Below are 22347 nucleotides of genomic sequence, written 5' to 3' on the forward strand. Positions count from 1 at the left end.
TTACTATGAAGACCGTTCTTTCCCTTTTCACTTCATTGGTTGTTATTTCTCTGCTACTCATTTCTTGCGATTCCCCACCAACACCACCGACAACTCCTGAAGAAAAAGAACCGCTGGCTTTTAGTGCACCTCAGCCAGAGTTTACCGTCACTGTTACAGAAGCTGAATTGGCTAGCCCTCGTAAAGAATTGAAAGGAGAACTCAATGGCGTGGACATCACTATCGATTATGGTAGCCCCTCTACCAAAGGGCGGGCCATCTGGGGTTCACTCGTTCCTTACGGAGAAGTTTGGCGGACAGGAGCCAACGAAGCAACACGTATTACATTTGACGAATCTATTCTAGTAGGAGACGACATCTTGGCCGCTGGCACCTACAGCCTTTTTACAATTCCTGCCGAAAAAGAATGGCAAGTCATTTTCAATAAAGTTGTTGATCAATGGGGGGCTTACGAATATGATGCAGCTCAGGATGCCCTCCGTGTTCCTGTCAAGCCTGTTGGTGTAGATTCCAGCAGTGCTACCCTCGAATTCCGGTTGGCACCAGGGAAAATAGTGATGCAGTGGGATAAATTGGTCCTGCCCATTTTCCTTACGGAGGCGTAAGGAGGGTAGAATGGGCCGTATCTTTACAGCATTTTTCCGAAAGTCCAGATAAGAACGTATTTTCTCCTAGAAGGTGCTATTTTTGCGAGCTCTAATAGCAACCAACAAGCATGAAGAAGTGGTACCTTAAGGCCATTGTCCAAAAAATTATTTCTTTTCTCCCTTTTCGGAACCGGATTAATTTTTTCTTTCAGAAGTACGTCACCAAAGGTGTTGATCTACACGAGGAGCATTTTTTCAATAAGTTCCAGCATTTGCTGGATCACTTGGCGCATTTTTCTGCCACCAATGGGAAAGATCAATTAAAAGGAGTTACCTGCCTGGAATTGGGTACTGGCTGGTATCCTATCATTCCGATTGGTTACTTCCTTAAAGGGGCCGATAAAATTTATAGCGTTGATATTTCCGCTCACCTGACCACTGCTACCCTCTTGCGTTGCCTCGAAGAAATTGATCGCCATCAGGAGCGTTTTCTCGCTGGCTTGGGAGCTATTGATCAGGACCGCTGGCAAATTCTTCAGGACATCCGGAAGCAAGCTACCCCCACCAGTTCGTTAAACAGCCTGTGCGCAAGGTTGAACTTTGTCCCTATTGTAAAAGATATTCGTGCACTTGAGTTACCCGAAGAGAAAATCCTCCTCCTTTCCTCCAACAATACTTACGAGCACATTTATCCGCAAGTACTAGGTGGTATTGTCGAAAAATTGTGGAGCCTAACTGCCCCTGGCGGCGTGATGAGCCATTTCATTGACATGTCAGATCATTTTGCCCACATGGACAAAAGCATTACGATCTACAACTTCCTTCGTTTTTCGGAAACGCAATGGCAGTGGATCGATAACCCCATCCAACCACAAAACAGATGGCGGTTACAAACTTACCGCGAGCTCTATCAGCAATTGGCTATCCCATATTCCGAAGAAAAAAATCGCGCAGGTAACCTCGCCGAGGTCCGGCAGATTCCTCTTGCGGCTCCCTATGCTCAAATGCCCGAAGAAGAAGTGGCTATTAGCCATGCTTATCTTGTGAGTCGAAGGCCAGCTTAGTGGCTATCCAAACACCTTGACTTCATCTCCCTGCCCAACAATAACCTGGGTAGCCAGGCCTAGAAAAAGACCAGTCTCTACAATACCGGGCACCAAGTGCAACTCCAAATCTAGCCGTTCTGGGTCTGTAATTTTTTCTAGCTGGCAATCAAGGATGTAATTTTGATTATCCGTCAGGTAAGGCGTACCATCCTTTTTAGTTCGTAGCGTTGGGCGGCAACCTTTCTCCGTCAGTACACGCTCTACCAAGCGGATTGCTTTTGGTAATACTTCCACCGGTAGCGGAAACGCCCCCAGGTGTTCTACCTTTTTGGAGGCATCCGAAATCACCAGCATAATGTCTGAGGCAAAAGCTACCAGTTTTTCCCGAAAGAGTGCACCACCACCACCTTTGATTAATCGCAGGTGAGGGTCAAACTCATCAGCACCATCAATGGTTAGGTCTATACGATCAACATCAGCCAGCTCTATCAGCGGGACACCATAGCTCCGTGCCTGGGTAGCCGTAGCTTCTGAGGTGGGTATCGCACGGATATTCGTAAGCGTCCCCGCTTGCCATTGCTCACCAATTGCTTCGATAGCAAAATAGGCTGTACTGCCTGTTCCTAGCCCCAGCGTCATACCAGACTGCACCTGTTCAACAGCTTTGAGGGCCGCATTTTTCTTTTCTTGTGTCTTGTTACTCATCGTCCTTTTATTGCGCAAAAAACAATTCCCGTTTTATCCCTTTATCAGCCGAGACCATCCTAAACGGATGACCAGCATTAACCCGGCAAAAATGAGGAGTACCGTCTGAAAAGGCATATAACTGAAGACCACAATCCTGGTACGGTCAATAAACCACATAATGGCCAGTGCAGCGCAGATCATCATCACCAAACCTGATAGCTTATCAAAGCCGGGAATCCGATCCATATTTACATTTTTCCGCACAATAAGTATCGTAGCGATCATACTAATCACTGGCAGTACTTCCAATAGAATATTCATATCAAAAATACTCCGTCGTTCAAAGAGGAAGAGGTAAATCTGAAGGCTTATCGCAAAAATACCGGGCACACACACCAGGTACAACAATGCACTGTAAAGATATTTCCAAGGGCTGTCTTCACCTTCGCCTTTGGCCAACCAGCCGGTAAGAAGTGCTACCAAGACAATCATGGTAAAATAAAACACAATGTAAATGGGTTGAGCCGAAGTGGCATCGAAAAAATCGCGCAGTGTCATCCTGATAGGTTTTGATCAGCGCAAAGATAAAATAGTAAGTTAGACTTTCCGTTAACCTAACTAAGAGCTTGCTGAGAAATTTCATTTGGTGAAAAACGATTACTCCACAAGTACTAAAAACTAATATCAAGAATCCTCAGACGCAAGCGGTGGCCTTCGCCAAAGCGCAACCGCCTGGTTCCAAACAAAACAGGCAACAGTAAGCCCGTCCCGGCAGCCACCCCGGTCACGATGGCATCACTGCTTCTATATCCTGTCTCAGGATCGCCATCGGTAGCTGTTCCCAACAGTGCAAACCCTGACCAAGACACGCCAAAGGTGATCAACATCATACCTATATTACGTGCCCAAGGTTTTCCCTGGCGCAGCATCGCAATATCCTCAATGGCCACATAACGATCAGGAAAAACCAAGGCCTGGGTATCATCACGGAGGTCATAGATACGCTCACCGTACCAATCCTTCTCCCCTACAAGTTGGTATTGGATATAATCACCCACGTATAATTTTGTCGTATGAGCACTGTTGAGTTTCTCAATAAGTAAGACACGCTGAGCAGAGAGAGTACTCACCGTAAGAAAGCAAACAAACAGGTATAGGTAGCGCATACTTTTGGATTTGATATATACACCAAAGACCACTCACCCGCCCTAAGCGTTGGTCTGTGATAACGGATATTGTTTTATAAACTTGGTGATCAACTTGCGCATCGCTTTATCCACTTTGGCGTATTCCGGTAGTTCTTTTCCAATAAAAATAATCATCCAAGCCAGCTGAGGGCTGTCTTCAGGTAAGGCATCGTATAATTCGTTCTTCCGCAAACGGTAAGCTTCCCGCACCAGTCGTTTTACTCGGTTACGATCTACAGCGTGCTTAAAGCGGCGCTTGGAAACGCTTACCGTAAACTGTATCGGAAAATCACTTCGAGCCTCCTCCACAGGGCGCCACACCAAGCGGAAAGGGTACTGCATCAGCGCACTACTTCCTGGCTCAAAAAGCCGTTCCAGCTCCTTTCGACTCTTTAAGCGCTCACCTCGTTGAAAACGAAAATCATTCATAAAAGCGAAGATAGGTAACCTGTTTTTAATTTTATCTTTATCTTTGAGAAACACCGATCCAGGACGGGTCGGATATACGCGTACATCAACGCACGGAAACGGAACACGACTTATGCTCTAGTCTCCTTCCTCCCTCTTAAATTCCGGGTAAGCATTTTCCTTCAACCTCTTTTGTCTGCGACCAGCTAGCGTACAGGCAAATCTAATGCTATACCATGTCCGTTATTCCAACATTCAACAACTACTCCTCCAATTCCTTAGCCATTACTGCCTGGGCAGAAGAAGACCGCCCCCGGGAAAAGCTCCTCCTTAAAGGCCGACAACAACTTAGTGATGCCGAGTTGGTCGCTATCTTGCTAGGCTCTGGTAGCCGTCAGGAAAGTGCACTCGCCCTGGCCCAACGTATCTTAAAAGCTGTAGACAACAACCTCCACACGCTCAGCAAACAAACCTGTGCCGATCTCCTAAAGTTCCGCGGCATCGGAGAAGCCAAAGCCGTGACCATCATCGCTGCCTTAGAGCTAGGTCGCCGCCGTCAACTCACGCCATTGAGTGATCGCCCGCAGGTGCGTAAAAGCGCCGATGCTTACCACTGCCTCGCGCCTTTGATCGCCGACCTCGAACACGAAGAATGCTGGATGCTCTGCCTCAATCGGGCCAATTATATCGTCCACCGTATAAAAATAAGCTCCGGCGGCCGTGCAGGCACTGTCGTCGATGCCAAGCTCGTCTTCGGCCGCGCGCTGGAACTCAAAGCTTCCTCCATCATCTTGGCCCACAACCACCCCAGCACCAACCTCCAACCTAGCCAGGCCGACTGCCAGCTCACTCACAAACTATTCCTGGCCGGCAAGCAGCTCGACCTGCCGCTACTCGATCATCTCATTATCAGTGAAAAGGGCTTCTATAGTTTTGCTGATGAAGGAGAGATGGAAGGGTGAGGCAGGGCGCGAGGCAGGATAGAACACGGATCGGACAGATGAAACAGGATCTACACGGCTTTTCTTTTTAAGAAAACCTGTGCAAATCCGTCTGATCCGTTCGATCTGTGGCCTATCCTATTTGACTTAGTGTTTCACCAACTGCCCACTGGTCACTTGCTCACCATTTACAATACGGTAAGTATACGTTCCCGCTGGCAAGCTAGCCAAACGTAGGTACACACTGCCCTCAAAGCGAGTCGTACGTAGCAGGCGGCCTTCCGCATTGAACAACTGAAATACATTTTGCCCGACCAACTGGCTCTCTATCCGCAGTTGGCTATTCGCGCCAATCGGGTTGGGAAACACACGCGCCCAAGCATCTGCCAACGGTGCTTCTTCCGTATCTACAATGATCAACGCTTCGTCGCCACCCAGCGCAAACTGGCCAAATGCTGTAATCTCGCTATCGGTACTAAACACCAAACCATTGGTCGCTTCATCAGCCATATCAGCCTGGTCTACAAAAGCACCCCATGCTGTAACATCGGCATTGGCCCAGCGCTGGTAGAGAATAAACTGCTCTGGCGCTACCGCCGTGGTCGCATCTACTGCGGGAATGCCCGTAAACGCCAAGCTTTCCAACTCGGTAAATGGGGTTTCACCATAGTTGTTTACAATCCAATACTGCGCCGTTGGCAGGCTATTTTCTGGTAATAAACTCGGGGTGTTTTCCAATCTAGTCACCACCACTTCTTCTACGGGGTAGATGCCTGCCGAAGGAAAACCAAGCATCAATTGCTCTTCCTCAAAAGCGTAACTACCACCAGCATCTACGGCCTGCTTACTGCTGCTACCGTCGCCAATAGGCGCGCCCGAAGGTGTTCTTTCCGCAATACCTGATAAAATTCCGTGGTTATTGTTGGCACGATCATATACCGCTCCGCTAAACTCATTGAATTGGTAATACCCCAGTAATGTTTCATCGTACAGTTCATGGGCGGGGTCCACCTGGCGCTGCTTGGTAAGGTGCCGCCAGGTACGGATCTCGTCCCTATCCAGTGCCCGGTTCCAAATCACTGCTTCGTCAAGCTGGCCACGGAAGTTGCGCGAGCCCCATCCCTGATAGCTTCCTATTCGGAAATTACCCCAAAAAGCAGGTTCTACCGGTTCGTCAAAAACACGCGTCACCTCCTCTTCATTAAGGTAAAAGGTCACCTGCTCAGGCGTGATCACCATCACCACAAACGACCATTCATCTTCCGGCACACGTAGGCCACTGCTCCATGCCCAGTGGGTACTGCCTCCTGGCCAGTGGTAGCCCAGTTCATTGTTTCCTCGCAGGTTCATCCCTGCGCCGGTAGCATCATTAAAAACAAGACCGGTATAATCATCCTGCACGCCTTCGGGCCGAACCCACGCCATCAGCGTCATCGTATTCGTCGTAACATCCAGCGATGTGGAAGAAATAAAATGCCCATTATCGCCAGCGCATACCAGGGCTTGCCCCGCTAGCAACTGTGGGCTACAATCGTCGCCCACTTCAATAAATGCTTCCAGGTTTTGGCTTTCGCCATTTACCGTCAGGCTCACATCGTAAGTACCGGCGGCACTGTAAATCACCATCGGGTTGCGCTCACTGGTACTGCTCACCCAGCTTGCCCCCGGAAATTCCCAGGCAAAGGTTGCATCAAACGGTGCCGTCGAGTGATCTGCAAAACGGAAGGTATCCCGGCTACAGCCCGAAAAGTATTTGTCCACGGCTATCTGTGGCTCCACACTGCTGATTTGTGCCAAATCCGACTTCCACACACTACGGTTTGTGGCATTAAAGATCGTCCCGTTGCGGTAGCTGATCGCTAGCTGGCGCGAACGGGCACTTGCTGGCAAATCATCCGCAAACAGCTCCCAACCGGCGTAGCCTGTAGGGCTCTGGTACACCGAGCGTGTTGTTCCCAAATACAACTGGTTATCCGTACCGCGCTGGGTAATCACATTCGTCAATACCTCACCTGCTAGAGCGGCACTACTGATGTCATACCAGGTTTCGCCGCCATTATCCGAGCGCAGAATCTTGTTGGCATCGTCCGTTGATCGTCCAATTCTCGCCGCCCAGATGATCTGTGCATCGTTGTAGCTCACTTCTATATCGTAGGGTACGCCACTACTAGCGGTGGCTAGTGGTGTTATGTTGGTCCAGTTCAGGCCACCATCCGTCGTACGGTAAATCTTTTTTGCCCCCCAATAATCAGGGAAGGTCGTCACATACATGGTTTGCGGGTCCGTCCAGGCTACTTCCACATCGCCCACTTCTTCTCCAAAATCATAGAGTTGCGATACGCTGCGGTTGTCGTCTTCGGTTTTGTACAGTCCGTTTCCATTACCAAAATAATGAACATTGTAATTATCGCTGGCAAACTCTATTTGACTAAACCGCCCGGTCACATAGGTCCACGATGGCTCCATAGCATACCCTCGGGTTGTAGGTGCTACCGTTCGGTCGGCAGGCATTCGCTTGATGTTGTAGTTGCTGTACACCTGGTCTTCGCGAATGGGGTTCACCGCGCCGCCTACGCCATCACCACCATCAATACAGGCCCAATCGTTGATGTATACGTTGCCGTTTTTCACCAAGGTCCCGTTGTGGTAGGCGCCACCAATCATCAGCTCGTCATTATTGAACCCAAGCCCGAAGCCCCAAAAATCAGACCCCGCGATACCAAACATGCTGCGGTCAAAATTCTCGCCATTGTCTGTCGAGTAAAAGATACCGCCATCATTGGCTACCCACAGGTCGCCGTTGGGGTAAAAGTTAATATCATGAATATCGGCGTGTACGTAGTTGGGCTTATACGAGTGACTCCACTTCGACGGGCAGGTAAACGTATTCCCACCATCATTCGACACCCACATGTTCACACCTCCTACAAATACCTGATCGGCATTCGTGGGTGATACCGCCAACGCCAAATCGTAGTAGTATTGCCCACCGTCATCCGTGCCATCATCAGCCCAGGCCATCATGTTGATATTATCCAATGCTGCTGGCCCTCCTGGTTGATCACCACAGCAACTAAAGGTCCAACTAGTACCTTGGTCTTCACTCACGTAGATGCCGTACAGGCCACTACCGTCATTTACTTGCCCTGTTAGCAAAGCGTATATCTTATTGGGAGCTGCAGGGCTCACCGCTATTTCTGCACGTTTATTTTCAAAGCCTCCACCGGGTATTGGCCAGCCTCCAGACTGAAGCATAAAGTTTTCTCCGCTATCGTTAGAACGATAAAATTCCGTCCGGCTCCCCGTTTGGCGAATCACATACATCACTTCACTGTTCACGGGATGAAACTCTATCTCCTGAAAATCGCCAAAAAGTACCTCCGTCCAGTTGTTACCATTGTCTATAGACCGGTACAGGCCGTCATTGGTAGCAGCCCAAAGCGCACCGCTTCCTGGAGCAATCTTAATATCTTTTGTAGACAGGTCCTGTGCCTGAAAGGCCGCATCTCCGGTCGGTGTCCAGTTGTTGCCACCATCCGTAGTACGGTAAACACTGCCCATCATGGCGGCATATACTCGGCTATTATCTGCGGGGTCTATTTCTACGGCATACACACTATTGGCCACTTGATCCAGGGTCACATTCGTCCAAGAGCTTCCCCGATCGGTACTTTTCCACAGGCCAGCTGTAGCCGTTCCTGCGTACATCAGGTTGGCATCTACAGTACTTTGCTCTATCGTATATACGTGGGCAGCACCGGGGGCATAGCTTCGTCCACCCGCATCATGATCCCAATCATGGGGCCCTATACTCGTCCAGTTGCCCGAGCGGCCTGCTTGCTGCTCCTCATACCGTTCCAAGTAGCGCTCTTCTGCCGTTTTCATGGCTTGCCGCTCGGCAGCTGTCAGCTCCGGATTAGTCATCTGAAAAGCGTAAGTTTCTCGCTCTCGCAGCAGTCGTTTCAGGTATTGTGTATGCCCGTTTTTCACGAAAGTGTTTTCCGCATAGTAGGCCTTAAAAGCTGCCAGTACCGCTCCTACATCAGCGTTATCAGCATAAAGCATTTGTACCCATTGTGGCAGGTCTTCCTGCTCTGGCCCACCGTAGGGAGCTTCAACCTGGCTAATACCAAGGCTTGTAAATGCACTCAAAAAAAAGCATAGTAAAAGCGTTCTCATACCGGATAGTTATGATTCTTGACAATAATTGTAAAAGGATTGGATCTTGTATGGGGCCTTCCCTCGCCCCTGAAGGGCGGGGCCGCTACGTTTCAGGGCTCACTCTTCGTTCGGCCAGCTCTCCCGATTAAATCGGTATCGCTGTCTGCCCCTGCCAAAGCAGGGCCACCCTTGCACATCGCTAGGCCGAAAGTGTCCACAAAATAAGCTTATCTCCGTCAAACTACAGTATGTAGCAAGAGAACTGTCAGCTATACTTCGGAAAAAGAGGGAGGTGGGGGGGGAAATCACCAATGATTTGGCCAATTGAATTTCATAAAATTTGCAATACTCAGGTTCGCCCAATAAGTCTGCGACTTTTGAACAATCTGTTGCTGTGAGATCGTCTAAATTGGGCTTTAGCCAAAAGTACAGCTAAGCGCCTGTTGCTTTTTTATGGTCAGTCTACAGCATTTTTTCTCTAGATTACTATGCAAAAAGAAGGTCAGTGTTTCAATAGTAGCGAACGGTTCGTGCCCCCCGGCGACTAAATAAGGAACATAGACATTATTCGCAGCCTTTTATCTTTTCTATTTACCATCAATGTATAACGACCTGTTTAGTAGTGATTTTTTCCATACGGCCATCGAATATAGATAAATAGTACCCCCCTGCTGGTAAGCTCGATAAATCCAATGAACCTCCAAAGGAAGAGAGTACTATATTCTGGTGCCTTATGAGTTGCCCAAGTTGATTGTGTACTAGGCAGAAATACAGTCCCTCTCTGTCTATATCCAGAACAATATTGATTATTCCACCACTCGGGTTGGGATAAATGTGCGCATCTGAGAGCTGTTCATTATCGCACTCCAAGAAAGGCTCGATACCAAAATAATCAACCATTTGTGCCTCCATTTCACAAGCCCGCAAAAAAACAAATTTAGTAATATCTGTAGAGACATTATTTTGCCAAATCGCTGTTGATTGCCAATTGCGCCATCTTCCGAAATGCTCGTCCATTTCTCCTGCGTATTCGGCGGTCATTTGCTGTACCAAAGGATATAAGCTTTCAGGACTGAATGTTTCCTGCAATAGGTATTTTGCGCGACTGATAAACTGTTCTTTAAAGGTTTCGTTTTTCATCAAGGTGCTGATCAAAGCATTTGTCCAGTTGTCTTCTCCACCAGCGCTTTCACCCCCTAATAACTCGGCCAGCAAAGTGTCATCAATTTGATTTTCCCCCATCCCTCCATCTAGATCATAGAACAACCAACGGAACTTATTATCATAGCTATCTGAACGCCACATTTTTGAATTATTGCCAGGCCAATCAGGGTTGTTGAAAAAAATCTCCGTAAAGAAATAGTCGATAAGATGATCAATATCAAACCGCTCTTTAATATAGTCATACACCTGAGGGTCAGTGATGTCGTTCTGCACGAGGTATTGATCCCTTAAGTATATAAATTCTGTGTCTGCCTCCCCTTCAAGAACTTCACCATAGGAGCTGTATATATTGATAGCATCTTTATCCAATCCATAATCATCAGCAAGTTTATGCTGGTCAAAGTGCTCCCTGAGTTCATGTACCCCCCAGTATTCTCCATTAATAAAAACGATAACGGGTTGATACTCCTGTATATCAAGGTTTAAATCCCGTGCCGCCTGATGAGCAAAGGCATCTGCTAAAATGGTATTGGTCCATGCCCCCATTGTGGTACGAAGTAATAATCGCTTATAACTAGATTGCTCTTTATTGCTAAAAAAGGGGTAATCCAACCTCTTTTCACCATAACTTGAACGGGCGTATAAGCGCATTGTCTTTTGAGCAGCACCTCTGGTTTTACCACCATGAATTCTTAGTCCTATTGTTTGATTAACGACTGCTTCACCATCATCAAAATATTCGAAGTTTGACCTTCTTTCCCAGTCTGACCCCGTATTAAAATAATTGCCTGACCATACAAGGTTATCGGCTTCTAAAGCGGCTCCAGGTACATAAATCCCTCTTTCAAAAGAAAAAAGGCTGTCAACAGGACAAGAGATTGAAACCACTGGAAAATCATACCTTTCCCTGCCTTCAGGAAAAACGAAATAAGTACGGGTAGCTATCCTACTGATCCTTTGCCCTGCCAGGAAGGCTGCTGCTCTGATGACCCTTCCTTTTGCTATCTTTTCCTCTGGCGGAGCCCATGCCGGGTAGTGATTTTCACCATCCCAGTCAGCAAAATCTGGCGTGCAGGGAATATCAGCTAGCAGATTTTCTTCCTGTGATCTATTATCAATTAAAATGCTGTTTGTAAACAAGGCATCCGTGCTGCTAGGTTCATCCCCCATAAGGGTATATCGGATTTCCACGTCCCCTAAAGCGGGCTTGCTAAAATTTAGCGATAGCGCAATCACATTTTCATAAAATCCAGCCTCGTGTGAAAAACCTACTTCCAGGTCTAGTAAATTAGCGCGACCAGGGCTGGCAATCGCTGTACTTAAGAAGGTATGGTTTTCGTCGGGGAAGGCAGCAAAGGCAATATCTTCCTCCAAATCGACGGGGAGAATATGTTGAATAATCTCATCGTCTTTCACCAAAAGAACATCTTCGCCTTCGGCATTGAGGTTGAAATTAGTGTGCAAGGGCATATCAATATCCGATCGATTTTTGCTCGAACAATAGATAATCAAGTAGCTTTCAGGGGATAAAACGAAGGCGGGAAACGGCCATTTATGTAAGTCTTCAATATCGTCACTTAAATAATACCCCGCCAAAGAAACAGACTCGCCACTGGTGTTAAAAATTTCCAACCAATCACTCGAATCTCCATCTTCATCGAAAAGCGTCTCGTTGTTAGAAGACATGAATTCGTTAATGACAATTTGTGCCGTGGCGGAAGAGAAAGGCATTAAATAGACTAATCCAAAAAACAGGAATAATAGTGTAGAATTTTTCATTGGGTTTTAGTTTTTTCATAAATAGCGCGTAACCCTATTTAACAAAAACTATCTCTTGAAAAATCCTATATGAGGTCGTTTACTTTTAACGACCAATTGCAAACTGTATGACTAATTTAAAACAAAGTGCATTTCGTCACCAATTTAATATTTTATGGAAATCGTAAGCAGCAGGTTCATCCAATAAATCTGCCGCTCTTGAATAATCTTTTGCCGTGATATAGTCTAAACTTTTGAAAAACAATCGTGAAATCTCAGATTCCATATTCACCAAACGGGGTTTCACTTTTCCATTTTCATCCTCGTGGTCAGATAGATAAACAGGAGAAATATTGCCCTCTGCATCTGCACTCACAATACAACCGCTAATGCCTGTCTGGTAGAGTTTTTGAACGCCTATACCCAAGAGAGAGCAAAGTGTAAGGTCAAAACCAATCGGGCGACAACACCTCAGTTCGTACCCTACATCATTTGGGCGAGTCTTGATATTGAGATCTAACGCTTTCAATTTTTCTTGTAATAAGACATTGAAAAAACTTGCTTTACTGATATTTCCCAATTCCGGATGGCCATGTGCATCGAAGGTAAATCGGATACCAGCATTCAATATTTCCTCTTCTGTAATTGCATGAAAAACACCTTCGCTGATAATAATTACACCATAATGAATACCTTGAATCCGCCTTTTAACAATGGTTGAAACCATTAAATTAATGATCTTTTCTATTGTTGGCGTTGATTTATCAAACATCTCTGGAATGATAATCATCGGAAAATGGCAGGCTGTACCAATCCCAAACGCCAAATGCCCGGCAGACCTCCCCATGGAAGACATGATGTACCACATCCCAGTAGTTCGCGCGTCTTCATAAAGGGTATTCCCGATCTTTACTCCTTCATCTTTGGCAGAATGGAAGCCGAATGTAGGATTGCGCCCTGGTAGCGGCAAATCGTTGTCTATTGTTTTAGGCACATGAATATTAGCAATATCCAAGCCTTTTTCTTCCAGAAATTTAGTAATTCTATTTGCAGTCGAAGCCGTGTCATCTCCCCCGATAGTGACCAATAGCTTCACATTTTCTTTCTCAAAGAAAGCCGTCCTAAAGTCCGTATCCTTTGGCTTGAAGCGACTCATAATGAGTGTAGAGCCACCACGACTGAAAATTCTATCTGCATGGCTAAAATTAAACTCTTTGACTGGTACTTCATCCGAGAAAAGACCTTTGTAGCCATGATGTACGCCAAGCACCCTGTAACCATCTTTCAAGAAAACCTTGGCTACCGTACTAACGACCGTATTGATACCCGGCGCTGGGCCACCAGCACATATAATAGCAATTGATTTTTTCATTCTTATCAGATTTCGTGGTTTAGTGCTCAACTACATACGCTTTACGACAAACTACATATTGTAGACGCCACCATTGATATCGAGCGTAGCACCGGTAATGAAGCCGTCGTATTCCGACGCAAGGTACAAAACCGCTCGCGCTACGTCATCTGCATTTCCTGCTCGCTGGATTGGAATGCCAGCCGTTGTTGCAGCCGCCGATTCTTTTGTCGTATGCGTATTATGAAAGGAAGTTCCAAGGATAAGCCCCGGAGCCACAGCATTGACCCTTGTGCCTTGAGGCCCAAATTCTGTTGAGAGCGCTCGTGTAAACGTTAGGATAGCGCCTTTACTGGTAGCGTAAGCGAGTGACCCTGGGTGGCCGCCTTTACGCCCGGCAAGTGACGCCAAATTAACAATACTGCTGCTGTCGTTTTTTGCCAAATGAGGAGCTGCTGCTCGCGTCACAAGCATCATGGAGGTGAGATTGATGTCCATTACCTTATGCCAAAACTCCGTCTCCATGTCACTCAGCAGGTTGCGCGCAACAAGCGAACCTGCGTTATTGATCAGTATATCCAAACCGCCAAGCGCTTCTACTGTTTTTTCGACCATTGCATTCGCATCGGCTTCTTTCGTTAAGTCACCACCTATAGCAACCGCTTTTTGCCCTTTACTAGTTGCGTATTCCGTCAATTGGTTCGCCGTATCAGCACTGGAAAAATAATGGATCGCAACATTGGCTCCGCTATCAATAAAATGCCTGGTAATTGCTTCACCTATACCTTGAGCGCCAGCGGTGACGAGGACGTTCTTTCCTGTTAATTTATTATTGTTATCCATGATACTTCTACTATTTTTTCCAATTATTTAATGCAAATATAGAAACCACAGCAATAAAGATTGGCGAAAATCCAAACCGTGTTTTCTTAATCCTCATCCAACAGCAAATAACCATACAACATTTTTGCATTCTCTTTTATCAACTGCTCCTTCTCAAATGTTGCACCTGAATGGTGAATATACAAGACTATGTTTTCAATAGAGCGGTGAATGAGCTTAGCTTTTATTTGAATATTATCAATTGGAGGAAAGGTCAGTTATTCATATTATTGTCATAATAAAAAAATAGCCATGAAAAAGTTTCTAAAAAATACAGGGATCACATTAGCAATATTTTTAGTTGCTGGACTAATTTGGTGGTTTGTCTCCGACTACCAAGTATATGAAAACAGACCACAAAAACCTTTAGATGAATATGTTGACCTGGAAGCTGATTTCCAGAAACTATTTCAATTGGCTCAAGATGGAGAAACAATAGAATTACCTGCCGGGCACTTCAAATTTTCCAAAGCACTTATTCTTGATGGTAAAAACAACATCACCATTAAAGGAGCAGGGATGGATAAAACGGTACTTTCTTTTAGAGGACAGACCGAAGGAGCAGAAGGAATTAGAGTTGCCAATGGGCATAATATCACCTTAGAAGATTTTACTGTTCAAGATGCCATAGGTGATAATATCAAAGCCATCTATATCGATACGATTATATTCCGAAACCTCAAGACAGAGTGGACTGATGTCCCAAATACAACATTGGGTGCTTATGGATTGTACCCTGTAATTTGTAAAAATGTCTTGATTGAAAACTGTGAAGCGTTGAGGGGCTCAGACTCTGGCTTGTATGTGGGGCAATCTCAAGATGTAGTTATCCGAAATAACATTACGACAGAAAATGTCTGTGGTATTAATGTCGAAAATTCTGGCAACGTTGATATTTACAATAACAAATGTTTTAATAACACCTCAGGCATAACCGCACTGGACATTCCAGGATTGACAAGGTACATGGATGATATTCGTATTCATGATAACCAGATTTATGAAAATACGCTTTACAACTTTGCCCCAGCTGGTAATGTAGCGGCTTCTACCGTTGCTGGAACAGGGATAACGCTTTGGGCAGCAAAAAATGTGAGTGTATATGATAATGAGATTGTTGACAATCCATTCCCGATAGTGATGTTTAGCTTTGTAGGGACCAACTACATGGCAAAAGATAAAGAATATGCCCCTGTAGCAGCAAGTGAAAGAGCAAGAAATGAGGTAAGCGCCGAAGAAGAGGCGAGTCTGAGAGAGGATGTCATCAACGCTAAATGGTCTGCTGATGAAAATTACAACCCATACAACGTTGATATTTCTTTTAGAAATAACAAATGGTCATTTGGAAGTTTCAGAAAAAAACTTCAGACCACAGGAGGTGCTTTGTTCACCTTAGCTACATGGGGTAAAAATGCCCATCTGTGGTATGACGGTGTAGATAATCCAGACGGTAGTACCGTATGCATAGATGGCAATAATGATTTTATAGTTGTGAACTTAGATATCATGAACGACTCTAAAAACATCGAATTTAAAGAATTAATGACCAAATGTTCGGCAGATTAAACCCGGCACTAAGTAGTTTAGTTACGCTGCTGCCCTACCAAAACGAAGCATTCAAGATGAATAAATCATCATTCATATATTTTGCATTCATTCTTGCTTTACTGAAGTGCATATTTAGCTGTACGCCAGTAGATCCAAAGACGGAAGGCAGCACAACGGATATAGATGCGGCAAGAAAAATGATGCAGCAGCAGTCTGTAGGTAAAACAGCTGAAATAGGAAAGGAAAAATTATCTGAGTATGGCTTCTTTGTTGGAACGCTTAAGGACTTGGCACCTGCTGAGGGTGTAATTCCTTATGAATTGAATACGCCTTTGTTTACTGATTATGCACAAAAATTGCGATTCTTCAAATTGCCACAAGGAGAGACGATTACTTATCGAGAAAAAGAAGTTTTGGATTTTCCCGTAGGTACCTATATCATCAAAAACTTCTATTATCACAATGATCAAACAAAACTGGAGGCAGGAAGGCGTATTCTAGAAACGCGAATCCTACTCAGAGAAAGTGATGGTTGGAAGACTTTACCCTCTTACGTTTGGAACGATGAGCAAACAGAGGCATACCTCACCATTGAAGGGGCTACTAAAGACATAGTATGGATCAATGAACAAGGCAAAAGAATGGAGGTGGCGTATAGTGTCCCCTCTCAGGTGCTTTGTAAAAGTTGTCATGTAAATGATCATAAGCTTACCCCTATTGGTCCAAAGGCAAGGCAGCTCAATCGAGATTTTGCTTTTACAGTTGGCACCAAAAATCAACTCACTCATTATGCTGATTTGGGCTTGCTAAAAGAATTACCTGATATAGCAACCGTTAGGAAATCACCAGTTTGGGACGAGCCTGCTACAGGCAGTTTACAAGGAAGAGCCTTGGCTTATTTGGACATGAACTGTGCACATTGTCATAGTGAAGGAGGCCCGGGGAACACTTCTGCCCTTCATTTAACTGAATTTGAGACCAATGAATTTCATTTGGGCATCGACAAGCACCCCATTGCCGCAGGTAAAGGTACAGGAGGCAGGCCCTACGACATCGTAAAAGGAGAACCTGAAAATTCGATAATGGTGTATCGAATGGAAAGTGATAACCCAGGTGAAATGATGCCAGAAGTAGGAAGAAAATTAGTACACGAAGAGGGGGTAGCGTTAATCAAAGAATGGATAAGTAAAATGTAATCTATTCTTTCATAATTTTTTTCTTAACCCAATTCGGCTGCTTCCATCGGAATACCAGTTTTCCATTTCCGCAAACGTTTTATAATCGTGCCTTTCATAAAACCGAAGTGCTTTATCACCTGAGGTCCATAGCCAAATATGCTTCACTCCTACTCTTATCGCTTGTTCTTCTATGTTTTGCAATAATTTTCCTCCAAGCCCCTTAGAACGATATTCCTTCTCAACAAACAAATCGGTCAGAAAAAACCAACCTGAATAGTTTCCACCATTTTTATAGGCTAAACCAGATGAACATCCTATAAAAGTGTTTCCCTTTAATGCTACATAGCTGAACCTATCTGAATGCTCTATTTCTACACCTTCCTCAAGTGAAAGTTCTTCAAACCCTGAATCCATTCTCTCAACTTCACCAGCTGTCAATTCACGATTCACTATATTGATCCCATCCATTTCAATATACATTTTTTTTGTTCTAACAAGGCGAGGCCTCAAAGAAGCCGTAAAACGGAATTATTCACAATAAGATTCATACACATCCATATATTCAAAAATGTTATTTACAGCCCCTTCTCTCATATCTTGTTTAAGAGATAAATTATTTCGTACTTGATCAGTCAAATTATATGCTTCACACCAATTATGCATACCACTATGCATAGCTATTTGTGCTTCAATAAGCGCACATATAATACTAACTGTATAGCTATTGCTATTTTTTGACCTAGCCTTTCTTGCCAAAGACATTGCACTCCTAACGTTAAAATAATCGTCTAATGCATCTAAATAAGCCATGCAAATTAATAAGTCCCAGGGAGCGTTACTTGTAAAGTCATCATAATCAGTAAACATTTCAATTCCTTCCAAGTACGCCAGGAAAATTTCTGCATTTTCAATTCCTTCATGGCTCCATGATAATGCATTTATAATGGCAATTCTAATGTCTATAAGATTTTCAGGGTCAACAATATAATCCATTAACTCATCCGTCAATTTGCCCTCAGCTTGGAATGCCAATATGACTATTGGTACATCTTCATAGCTTTCACTCATATAAGTAGAAGTCAGTGGAGAGTCGGCATGTAGATGGTAACAACCGCCGAAAATGATTGCGACAAGTACTACTAATTTAGTTCTCACAGTCTGTATTTTTTTTTGTTTTTAAGATTTGTGAACAAATTATCTTATCAAAAGGATTTCAATTTAATCCTTTGCAAGACAAACGTATCAACTAGAAAAGTACCCAAAAGATAACTATCTATAACTAAACCAAGATCAACCTTAACTTCTCCATTAGCACATCCACCTCCCCCTTTCCAATATTAAGCGGCGGCAACAGCCGGATGGTGTCAGCTTGCGCAGCAGACCCCGTAAACACACCATGCTCAAAGAGTAATTGCTTGCGCAATGGTCCCGCTGGTTCAGCAAGCTGCAAACCTAGCATCAGGCCTTCTCCTCGTACTTCTTTGATGCCAGGTAGTTGTTCCAACTGCGCTTTAAGATAAGCGCCAACTTTCCGCGCGTTCTCCTGTAACCCTTCCTGCTCCATCACTTCCAATACCGCCAAGGTAGCTACACAGGCCAAGTGATTGCCCCCAAAAGTCGTTCCCAACAAGCCATAGCTAGCCTCAAAACGGGGGTGGATTAACACCCCTCCCACCGGAAAGCCATTACCCATTCCTTTAGCGACAGTGATCAGATCCGGTTGGATATTCGCGCGCTGGAAAGCGAAGAAATTGCCGCTCCGACCAAAGCCCGACTGGATTTCGTCCATAATCAAACAGGCACCATGCTTTTTGCATAGCGCTGCTACTCCCTCCAGAAAAGCCGGCGATGGCACATAAATGCCAGCAATGCCCTGGATGCCCTCTACCACTACCGCGGCGACATCCTCTTTCTTCAATTCTCTTTCTACCGCTGCCGTATCATTGAGGGGCAAAAACGTTACCGGAAAAGTCGTATTGATAGGTGCCTTTATTTTGTCATTATCTGTGATATTCACCGCTGCTGATGTACGACCGTGAAATGCCTTTTCAAAGACTACGATACGCTTCCTATCTGTCGCAAAACTTGCTACCTTCAGGGCATTCTCATTGGCTTCAGCACCACTGTTGCACAAAAAAAGCTGGTAATCGTCGCAGCCAGATAGCTCGCCCAGCTTTTGTGACAACGCCACCTGCAAAGGGTTCTGCACCGAATTAGAGTAGAAACCGATTTTCGCCACCTGCTCCTGCAAGCGGCGCACATAATGAGGGTGACTATGCCCTATAGAAATGACAGCATGACCACCATAGAAATCCAGAAACTTACGATCATTTTGATCATAAACATAACAGCCTTCCGCCCTTACGGGCTCTAGGTCAAAAAGGGGATATACATCGAAGAGGTTCATGTCCTATTTATTGCGCACAAAGCAAATTGAGCAAATTTATAATGAATACTAAAAAACCATGGCCTTCAACTGCAACCCCGTAGTTTCCTCTAGCCCAAGGGCCAAATTCATGTTCTGTACGGCCTGCCCGGAAGCGCCTTTCAACAAATTATCAATCACGCTTATGATTAGGGCACGATCACCGTGTTTGGTTACCTGCACCAGGCATTTATTGGTATTTACCACCTGCTTCAGGTGAGGGTTTTCGGCAACTACATGCGTAAAAACGTGTTCGCCATAATAGTCACTAAACAAAGCCTGAAGTTCTTTTTCTGAAAGCTCCGTATCAAGGTACAAAGTGGCAAATATGCCACGAGCGAAATCTCCTCGCAGAGGTAAAAATGCCAAGTCTGACACTACTTCTCCTTGCAATAAACTCAAACTACGGCCAATCTCTGCCAAGTGCTGATGCTGGAAAGGTTTGTATACCGAAAGATTGTTATTGCGCCAGCTAAAATGTGTTGTCTGTTGCGGTTGTTGGCCCGCACCGGTAGATCCTGTAATGGCATGAATATGCACTTCATCTTGCAGTTTTCCTGCCGCCGCCAAAGGCAGTAGGCCCAACTGAATTGCTGTAGCAAAACAGCCCGGGTTAGCAATACGCTTGCTGGCCTTTATAGCGGCTCTGTTCATTTCCGGCAAACCGTAAACGAAATCATCCGTTAACCGAAAATCTGCGCTCAAGTCTACGACCAGCGTTTCTGCTGGCACCTCATTTTCAGCAAGCCAACCGCGAGATTTCCCGTGGCCACTACATAAAAAAACCACATCGACCTTTGGGTCTACCTCAGAGGTAAAGTCCATAAAGAAGTCACCAGCCAAATCCTGATGAATACTACTCACAGGCTTACCTGCCTGGCTATTGCTATGAACAAAACGGAGTTCCACCGCCGGGTGGCAACGTAAAATTCGAATCAATTCTCCGGCGGTGTATCCGGCACCACCGATAATACCTACGGTATGTTTCTTTGTCATGGTTTGCTTTTTCTCTAACGGGTATATGCTATAGATATGGCTTTGCCAAAACCTGTCGTTATGGAGCGTCTATTTCGAGCTTCCTTTGGCTGCTGCCTGCACTTGCCCCGAAAGGGCCAGAATACGGGTAAAGCCTTTCACATCGCTACCACTCCAGCCGGTGTTCATTTCGCCATATTGGCCAAAACCAGCACCTAGCATATCGTACGGAGAATCAACACCATCCAATACAAAGCGATAAGGATGCAATGTTACAAACACATCTCCACTCACCGTCTTCTGGCTGTCCTCCAAGAAAGCTTCCATGTTCCGCATAACGGGGTCCAGAAACTGGCCTTCGTGTACCATCATCCCGTACCAGTTGCCTAATTGTTCTTTCCAATACAGCTGCCATTTGGCAAGGGTGTGCTTTTCCAATAAGTGGTGTCCCTTTATAATCAGCATCGGAGCAGCTGCAGCAAAACCTACCCGCCCTTTGATCCCAATAATCGTATCTCCTACGTGAACGTCCCGCCCAATTCCATAAGGCGCTGCAACTGCTTCCAAGGCCTGCACCGCTGCTACTGAGTGATCGAAACGCTCGCCATCAAAACCAACAAACTGACCTTCTTCAAAATGAAGCTTCAAGGTTCGTGCTTCGGTGACCGTTACCGGTACTGGCCACGCTTCTTCGGGTAAATTCTGGTGCGAAGTCAGTGTTTCCTGTCCTCCTACCGAAGTACCCCAGATGCCCTGATTGATACTGTATTTACCTTTCTTATCCGGCCATGAAACACCATGCCTTGCCAAGTAAGCTACTTCTGCTTCTCTACTTAATTGCTGGTCGCGAATAGGGGTGATAATCTCTACCCCTGGTGCCAACAATTGAAACGTAAGGTCGAAACGAACCTGGTCGTTTCCGGCGCCGGTACTTCCATGTGCAATAGCATCAGCGCCAATCAGGTTGGCATACTTAGCGACTTCCAAGGCTTGAAACATCCGTTCAGCACTTACAGAAAGTGGATAGGTTTGGTATCGCAGGGAATTTCCATACACCAAGAATCGCAAACACTCCTCGTAAAGCGCTTCGGTCACATTTACTGCCTGGTAGGAAGTGGCGCCTAATGTAAAGGCCCGCTCTTCCATTTCTTGTAATTCCACAGGAGAAAATCCTCCTGTATCTACAGTCAAGGCATGTACATCATAACCATGTTCTTTGGTCAGGTATTTTATACAATAAGAGGTATCAAGGCCTCCGCTATAGGCCAATACTATTTTTTTGGGCGTTGTCATTATTCTGATGGTTGATTGGGTAAAATAAGATTACTGAGATCGGTAGCCAGGGTTGTGGTTTCTTCCAATGCCGGTGCCAACATGGCTGTACACAGGCACATCCGGCGTTCATTCCGTTCAAGGATATCGAAGTTAGGACACGATTGACACCCATTCCAAAAAGCCTCATCCTGGGTGAGTTCCGAGAAGGTTACTGGCTCGTACCCCAAGCGAGAATTAATCCGCATGACAGCAAGGCTCGTGGTGATCCCGAAAACATGAGCAGATGGGTATTTTTCACGCGAAAGTTGAAAGACTCGCTCCTTGATCTTTCGAGCCAGCCCTAATCGCCTAAATTCCGGTGCTACAATGAGGCCAGAATTGGCAACATATCGGTCGTGGCTCCATACTTCGATGTAACAAAAGCCCGCCAGTTGGCCATCACAAAGGGCAATAACTGCGTTACCATTCTCAAATTTGGTACACACATACTCCGGCTTACGCTCGGCAATTCCCGTGCCTCGCACTTTTGCCGATTCTTTGATCAATTCACAAATAGCCGGGGCGTAGTGGAAATCGTTGGCATCAGCCACCCGAATAATAATTTCCATTGAAAATAACTTGATAAGTAAGTAAGAGAACACCCTACGTTAAAAGGGGGTGTCCAGACTAGCTCTGGTTCTGTAACAGGAAAACTGCTCGAAATGAGGGAAGGAAGACTTTACTAAAAGCCCACCCGGTGGGATAATATGACAGTGTTGCGCCCCAAAGGGCGAC

General features: G+C 45.5%; 19 protein-coding genes. 5 read left to right on the forward strand and 14 right to left on the reverse strand.

What is annotated here, in order from left to right:
- Positions 1–5: 5 nt before the first annotated feature.
- Together ACRBG0_RS06745 and ACRBG0_RS06750 are read left to right on the forward strand one after the other, a co-directional pair.
- On the forward strand, positions 6–605 hold the full coding sequence (locus tag ACRBG0_RS06745) for a DUF2911 domain-containing protein (protein ID WP_431486142.1): 600 nt from the start codon (positions 6–8) through the stop codon (positions 603–605).
- Positions 606–715: 110 nt separating this feature from the next.
- Positions 716–1651, forward strand: a complete 936-nt coding sequence (locus tag ACRBG0_RS06750) for a class I SAM-dependent methyltransferase (protein ID WP_431486143.1) — start codon at positions 716–718, stop codon at positions 1649–1651.
- 3 nt (positions 1652–1654) lie between these two features.
- On the opposite strand, the gene rpiA is transcribed toward ACRBG0_RS06750, so the two are convergent.
- From rpiA to rnpA, 4 genes are all read right to left on the reverse strand, one after another.
- Positions 1655–2338 carry a ribose-5-phosphate isomerase RpiA gene (rpiA, locus tag ACRBG0_RS06755; protein WP_431486144.1) on the reverse strand — a complete coding sequence of 228 codons (684 nt, stop codon included), beginning with the start codon at positions 2336–2338 and terminating at the stop codon, positions 1655–1657.
- Between the two features lie 33 nt (positions 2339–2371).
- On the reverse strand, positions 2372–2878 hold the full coding sequence (locus tag ACRBG0_RS06760) for a hypothetical protein (RefSeq protein WP_431486145.1): 507 nt from the start codon (positions 2876–2878) through the stop codon (positions 2372–2374).
- A gap of 113 nt (positions 2879–2991) precedes the next feature.
- The gene (locus ACRBG0_RS06765) at positions 2992–3486 is read right to left on the reverse strand and encodes a hypothetical protein (RefSeq protein ID WP_020535005.1); all 495 of its coding nucleotides are present in this window, start codon (positions 3484–3486) and stop codon (positions 2992–2994) included.
- A 42-nt stretch (positions 3487–3528) separates the two neighbouring features.
- On the reverse strand, positions 3529–3936 hold the full coding sequence (rnpA, locus tag ACRBG0_RS06770; RefSeq protein ID WP_431486146.1) for a ribonuclease P protein component: 408 nt from the start codon (positions 3934–3936) through the stop codon (positions 3529–3531).
- Between the two features lie 215 nt (positions 3937–4151).
- Here rnpA and radC point away from each other — a divergent pair, with 215 nt between their 5' ends.
- A complete protein-coding gene (radC, locus tag ACRBG0_RS06775; protein WP_431486147.1) occupies positions 4152–4877 on the forward strand; it encodes a RadC family protein in 726 nt (241 codons plus the stop codon).
- A 126-nt stretch (positions 4878–5003) separates the two neighbouring features.
- Here the strand turns inward: radC and ACRBG0_RS06780 are convergent, their stop codons facing one another.
- The 4 genes from ACRBG0_RS06780 to ACRBG0_RS06795 all read right to left on the reverse strand — a co-directional run bounded on the left by ACRBG0_RS06780 (position 5004) and on the right by ACRBG0_RS06795 (position 14133).
- Entirely contained in the window at positions 5004–9035 is a 4032-nt protein-coding gene (locus ACRBG0_RS06780) for a LamG-like jellyroll fold domain-containing protein (RefSeq protein ID WP_431486148.1), read from the reverse strand.
- Positions 9036–9614: 579 nt separating this feature from the next.
- On the reverse strand, positions 9615–11960 hold the full coding sequence (locus tag ACRBG0_RS06785) for a CotH kinase family protein (RefSeq protein WP_431486149.1): 2346 nt from the start codon (positions 11958–11960) through the stop codon (positions 9615–9617).
- Between the two features lie 136 nt (positions 11961–12096).
- A complete protein-coding gene (locus tag ACRBG0_RS06790; RefSeq protein WP_431486150.1) occupies positions 12097–13311 on the reverse strand; it encodes a 6-phosphofructokinase in 1215 nt (404 codons plus the stop codon).
- 51 nt (positions 13312–13362) lie between these two features.
- Positions 13363–14133 carry an SDR family NAD(P)-dependent oxidoreductase gene (locus tag ACRBG0_RS06795; RefSeq protein ID WP_431486151.1) on the reverse strand — a complete coding sequence of 257 codons (771 nt, stop codon included), beginning with the start codon at positions 14131–14133 and terminating at the stop codon, positions 13363–13365.
- 291 nt (positions 14134–14424) lie between these two features.
- Here ACRBG0_RS06795 and ACRBG0_RS06800 point away from each other — a divergent pair, with 291 nt between their 5' ends.
- Positions 14425–15738, forward strand: coding sequence for a parallel beta-helix domain-containing protein (locus tag ACRBG0_RS06800; RefSeq protein ID WP_431486152.1), 1314 nt, complete (start codon positions 14425–14427; stop codon positions 15736–15738).
- A 56-nt stretch (positions 15739–15794) separates the two neighbouring features.
- Positions 15795–16916: an SO2930 family diheme c-type cytochrome gene (locus ACRBG0_RS06805; protein WP_431486153.1), complete on the forward strand. Its 1122-nt coding sequence runs from the start codon at positions 15795–15797 to the stop codon at positions 16914–16916.
- 9 nt (positions 16917–16925) lie between these two features.
- Here ACRBG0_RS06805 and ACRBG0_RS06810 read toward each other — a convergent pair whose 3' ends face one another.
- From ACRBG0_RS06810 to ACRBG0_RS06835, 6 genes are all read right to left on the reverse strand, one after another.
- Positions 16926–17378 (reverse strand): GNAT family N-acetyltransferase, encoded by a 453-nt coding sequence (locus ACRBG0_RS06810; RefSeq protein ID WP_431486154.1) that lies wholly within the window; start codon positions 17376–17378, stop codon positions 16926–16928.
- Positions 17379–17426: 48 nt separating this feature from the next.
- Positions 17427–18053, reverse strand: a complete 627-nt coding sequence (locus ACRBG0_RS06815; protein WP_431486155.1) for a hypothetical protein — start codon at positions 18051–18053, stop codon at positions 17427–17429.
- A 124-nt stretch (positions 18054–18177) separates the two neighbouring features.
- On the reverse strand, positions 18178–19305 hold the full coding sequence (locus ACRBG0_RS06820; protein WP_431486156.1) for an aspartate aminotransferase family protein: 1128 nt from the start codon (positions 19303–19305) through the stop codon (positions 18178–18180).
- A 48-nt stretch (positions 19306–19353) separates the two neighbouring features.
- Positions 19354–20319 (reverse strand): N-acetyl-gamma-glutamyl-phosphate reductase, encoded by a 966-nt coding sequence (gene argC, locus ACRBG0_RS06825; RefSeq protein ID WP_431486157.1) that lies wholly within the window; start codon positions 20317–20319, stop codon positions 19354–19356.
- Between the two features lie 69 nt (positions 20320–20388).
- Positions 20389–21591: an argininosuccinate synthase gene (locus tag ACRBG0_RS06830; RefSeq protein WP_431486158.1), complete on the reverse strand. Its 1203-nt coding sequence runs from the start codon at positions 21589–21591 to the stop codon at positions 20389–20391.
- Positions 21591–22181, reverse strand: a complete 591-nt coding sequence (locus tag ACRBG0_RS06835; protein WP_431486159.1) for a GNAT family N-acetyltransferase — start codon at positions 22179–22181, stop codon at positions 21591–21593. Before ACRBG0_RS06835 ends, ACRBG0_RS06830 begins: the two co-directional genes overlap by 1 nt.
- Positions 22182–22347 lie beyond the last annotated feature (166 nt).

The organism is Lewinella sp. (genome assembly GCF_050633125.1).
In the GTDB taxonomy this organism is placed as follows: Bacteria; Bacteroidota; Bacteroidia; order Chitinophagales; family Saprospiraceae; genus Lewinella.

Excerpts from the sequence above, each read along its gene's own strand:
- ACRBG0_RS06765 (WP_020535005.1), bottom strand. The coding sequence starts at position 3,486 with ATGCGCTACCTATACCTGTTTGTTTGCTTTCTTACGGTGAGTACTCTC.
- ACRBG0_RS06830 (WP_431486158.1), bottom strand. The coding sequence starts at position 21,591 with ATGACAACGCCCAAAAAAATAGTATTGGCCTATAGCGGAGGCCTTGAT.
- ACRBG0_RS06760 (WP_431486145.1), bottom strand. The coding sequence starts at position 2,878 with ATGACACTGCGCGATTTTTTCGATGCCACTTCGGCTCAACCCATTTAC.
- ACRBG0_RS06805 (WP_431486153.1), top strand. The coding sequence starts at position 15,795 with ATGAATAAATCATCATTCATATATTTTGCATTCATTCTTGCTTTACTG.
- ACRBG0_RS06780 (WP_431486148.1), bottom strand. The coding sequence starts at position 9,035 with ATGAGAACGCTTTTACTATGCTTTTTTTTGAGTGCATTTACAAGCCTT.
- radC (WP_431486147.1), top strand. The coding sequence starts at position 4,152 with ATGTCCGTTATTCCAACATTCAACAACTACTCCTCCAATTCCTTAGCC.
- ACRBG0_RS06810 (WP_431486154.1), bottom strand. The coding sequence starts at position 17,378 with ATGTATATTGAAATGGATGGGATCAATATAGTGAATCGTGAATTGACA.
- ACRBG0_RS06795 (WP_431486151.1), bottom strand. The coding sequence starts at position 14,133 with ATGGATAACAATAATAAATTAACAGGAAAGAACGTCCTCGTCACCGCT.
- rnpA (WP_431486146.1), bottom strand. The coding sequence starts at position 3,936 with ATGAATGATTTTCGTTTTCAACGAGGTGAGCGCTTAAAGAGTCGAAAG.
- argC (WP_431486157.1), bottom strand. The coding sequence starts at position 20,319 with ATGACAAAGAAACATACCGTAGGTATTATCGGTGGTGCCGGATACACC.
- ACRBG0_RS06820 (WP_431486156.1), bottom strand. The coding sequence starts at position 19,305 with ATGAACCTCTTCGATGTATATCCCCTTTTTGACCTAGAGCCCGTAAGG.
- ACRBG0_RS06745 (WP_431486142.1), top strand. The coding sequence starts at position 6 with ATGAAGACCGTTCTTTCCCTTTTCACTTCATTGGTTGTTATTTCTCTG.
- ACRBG0_RS06835 (WP_431486159.1), bottom strand. The coding sequence starts at position 22,181 with ATGGAAATTATTATTCGGGTGGCTGATGCCAACGATTTCCACTACGCC.
- ACRBG0_RS06750 (WP_431486143.1), top strand. The coding sequence starts at position 716 with ATGAAGAAGTGGTACCTTAAGGCCATTGTCCAAAAAATTATTTCTTTT.
- ACRBG0_RS06800 (WP_431486152.1), top strand. The coding sequence starts at position 14,425 with ATGAAAAAGTTTCTAAAAAATACAGGGATCACATTAGCAATATTTTTA.
- ACRBG0_RS06790 (WP_431486150.1), bottom strand. The coding sequence starts at position 13,311 with ATGAAAAAATCAATTGCTATTATATGTGCTGGTGGCCCAGCGCCGGGT.
- rpiA (WP_431486144.1), bottom strand. The coding sequence starts at position 2,338 with ATGAGTAACAAGACACAAGAAAAGAAAAATGCGGCCCTCAAAGCTGTT.
- ACRBG0_RS06785 (WP_431486149.1), bottom strand. The coding sequence starts at position 11,960 with ATGAAAAATTCTACACTATTATTCCTGTTTTTTGGATTAGTCTATTTA.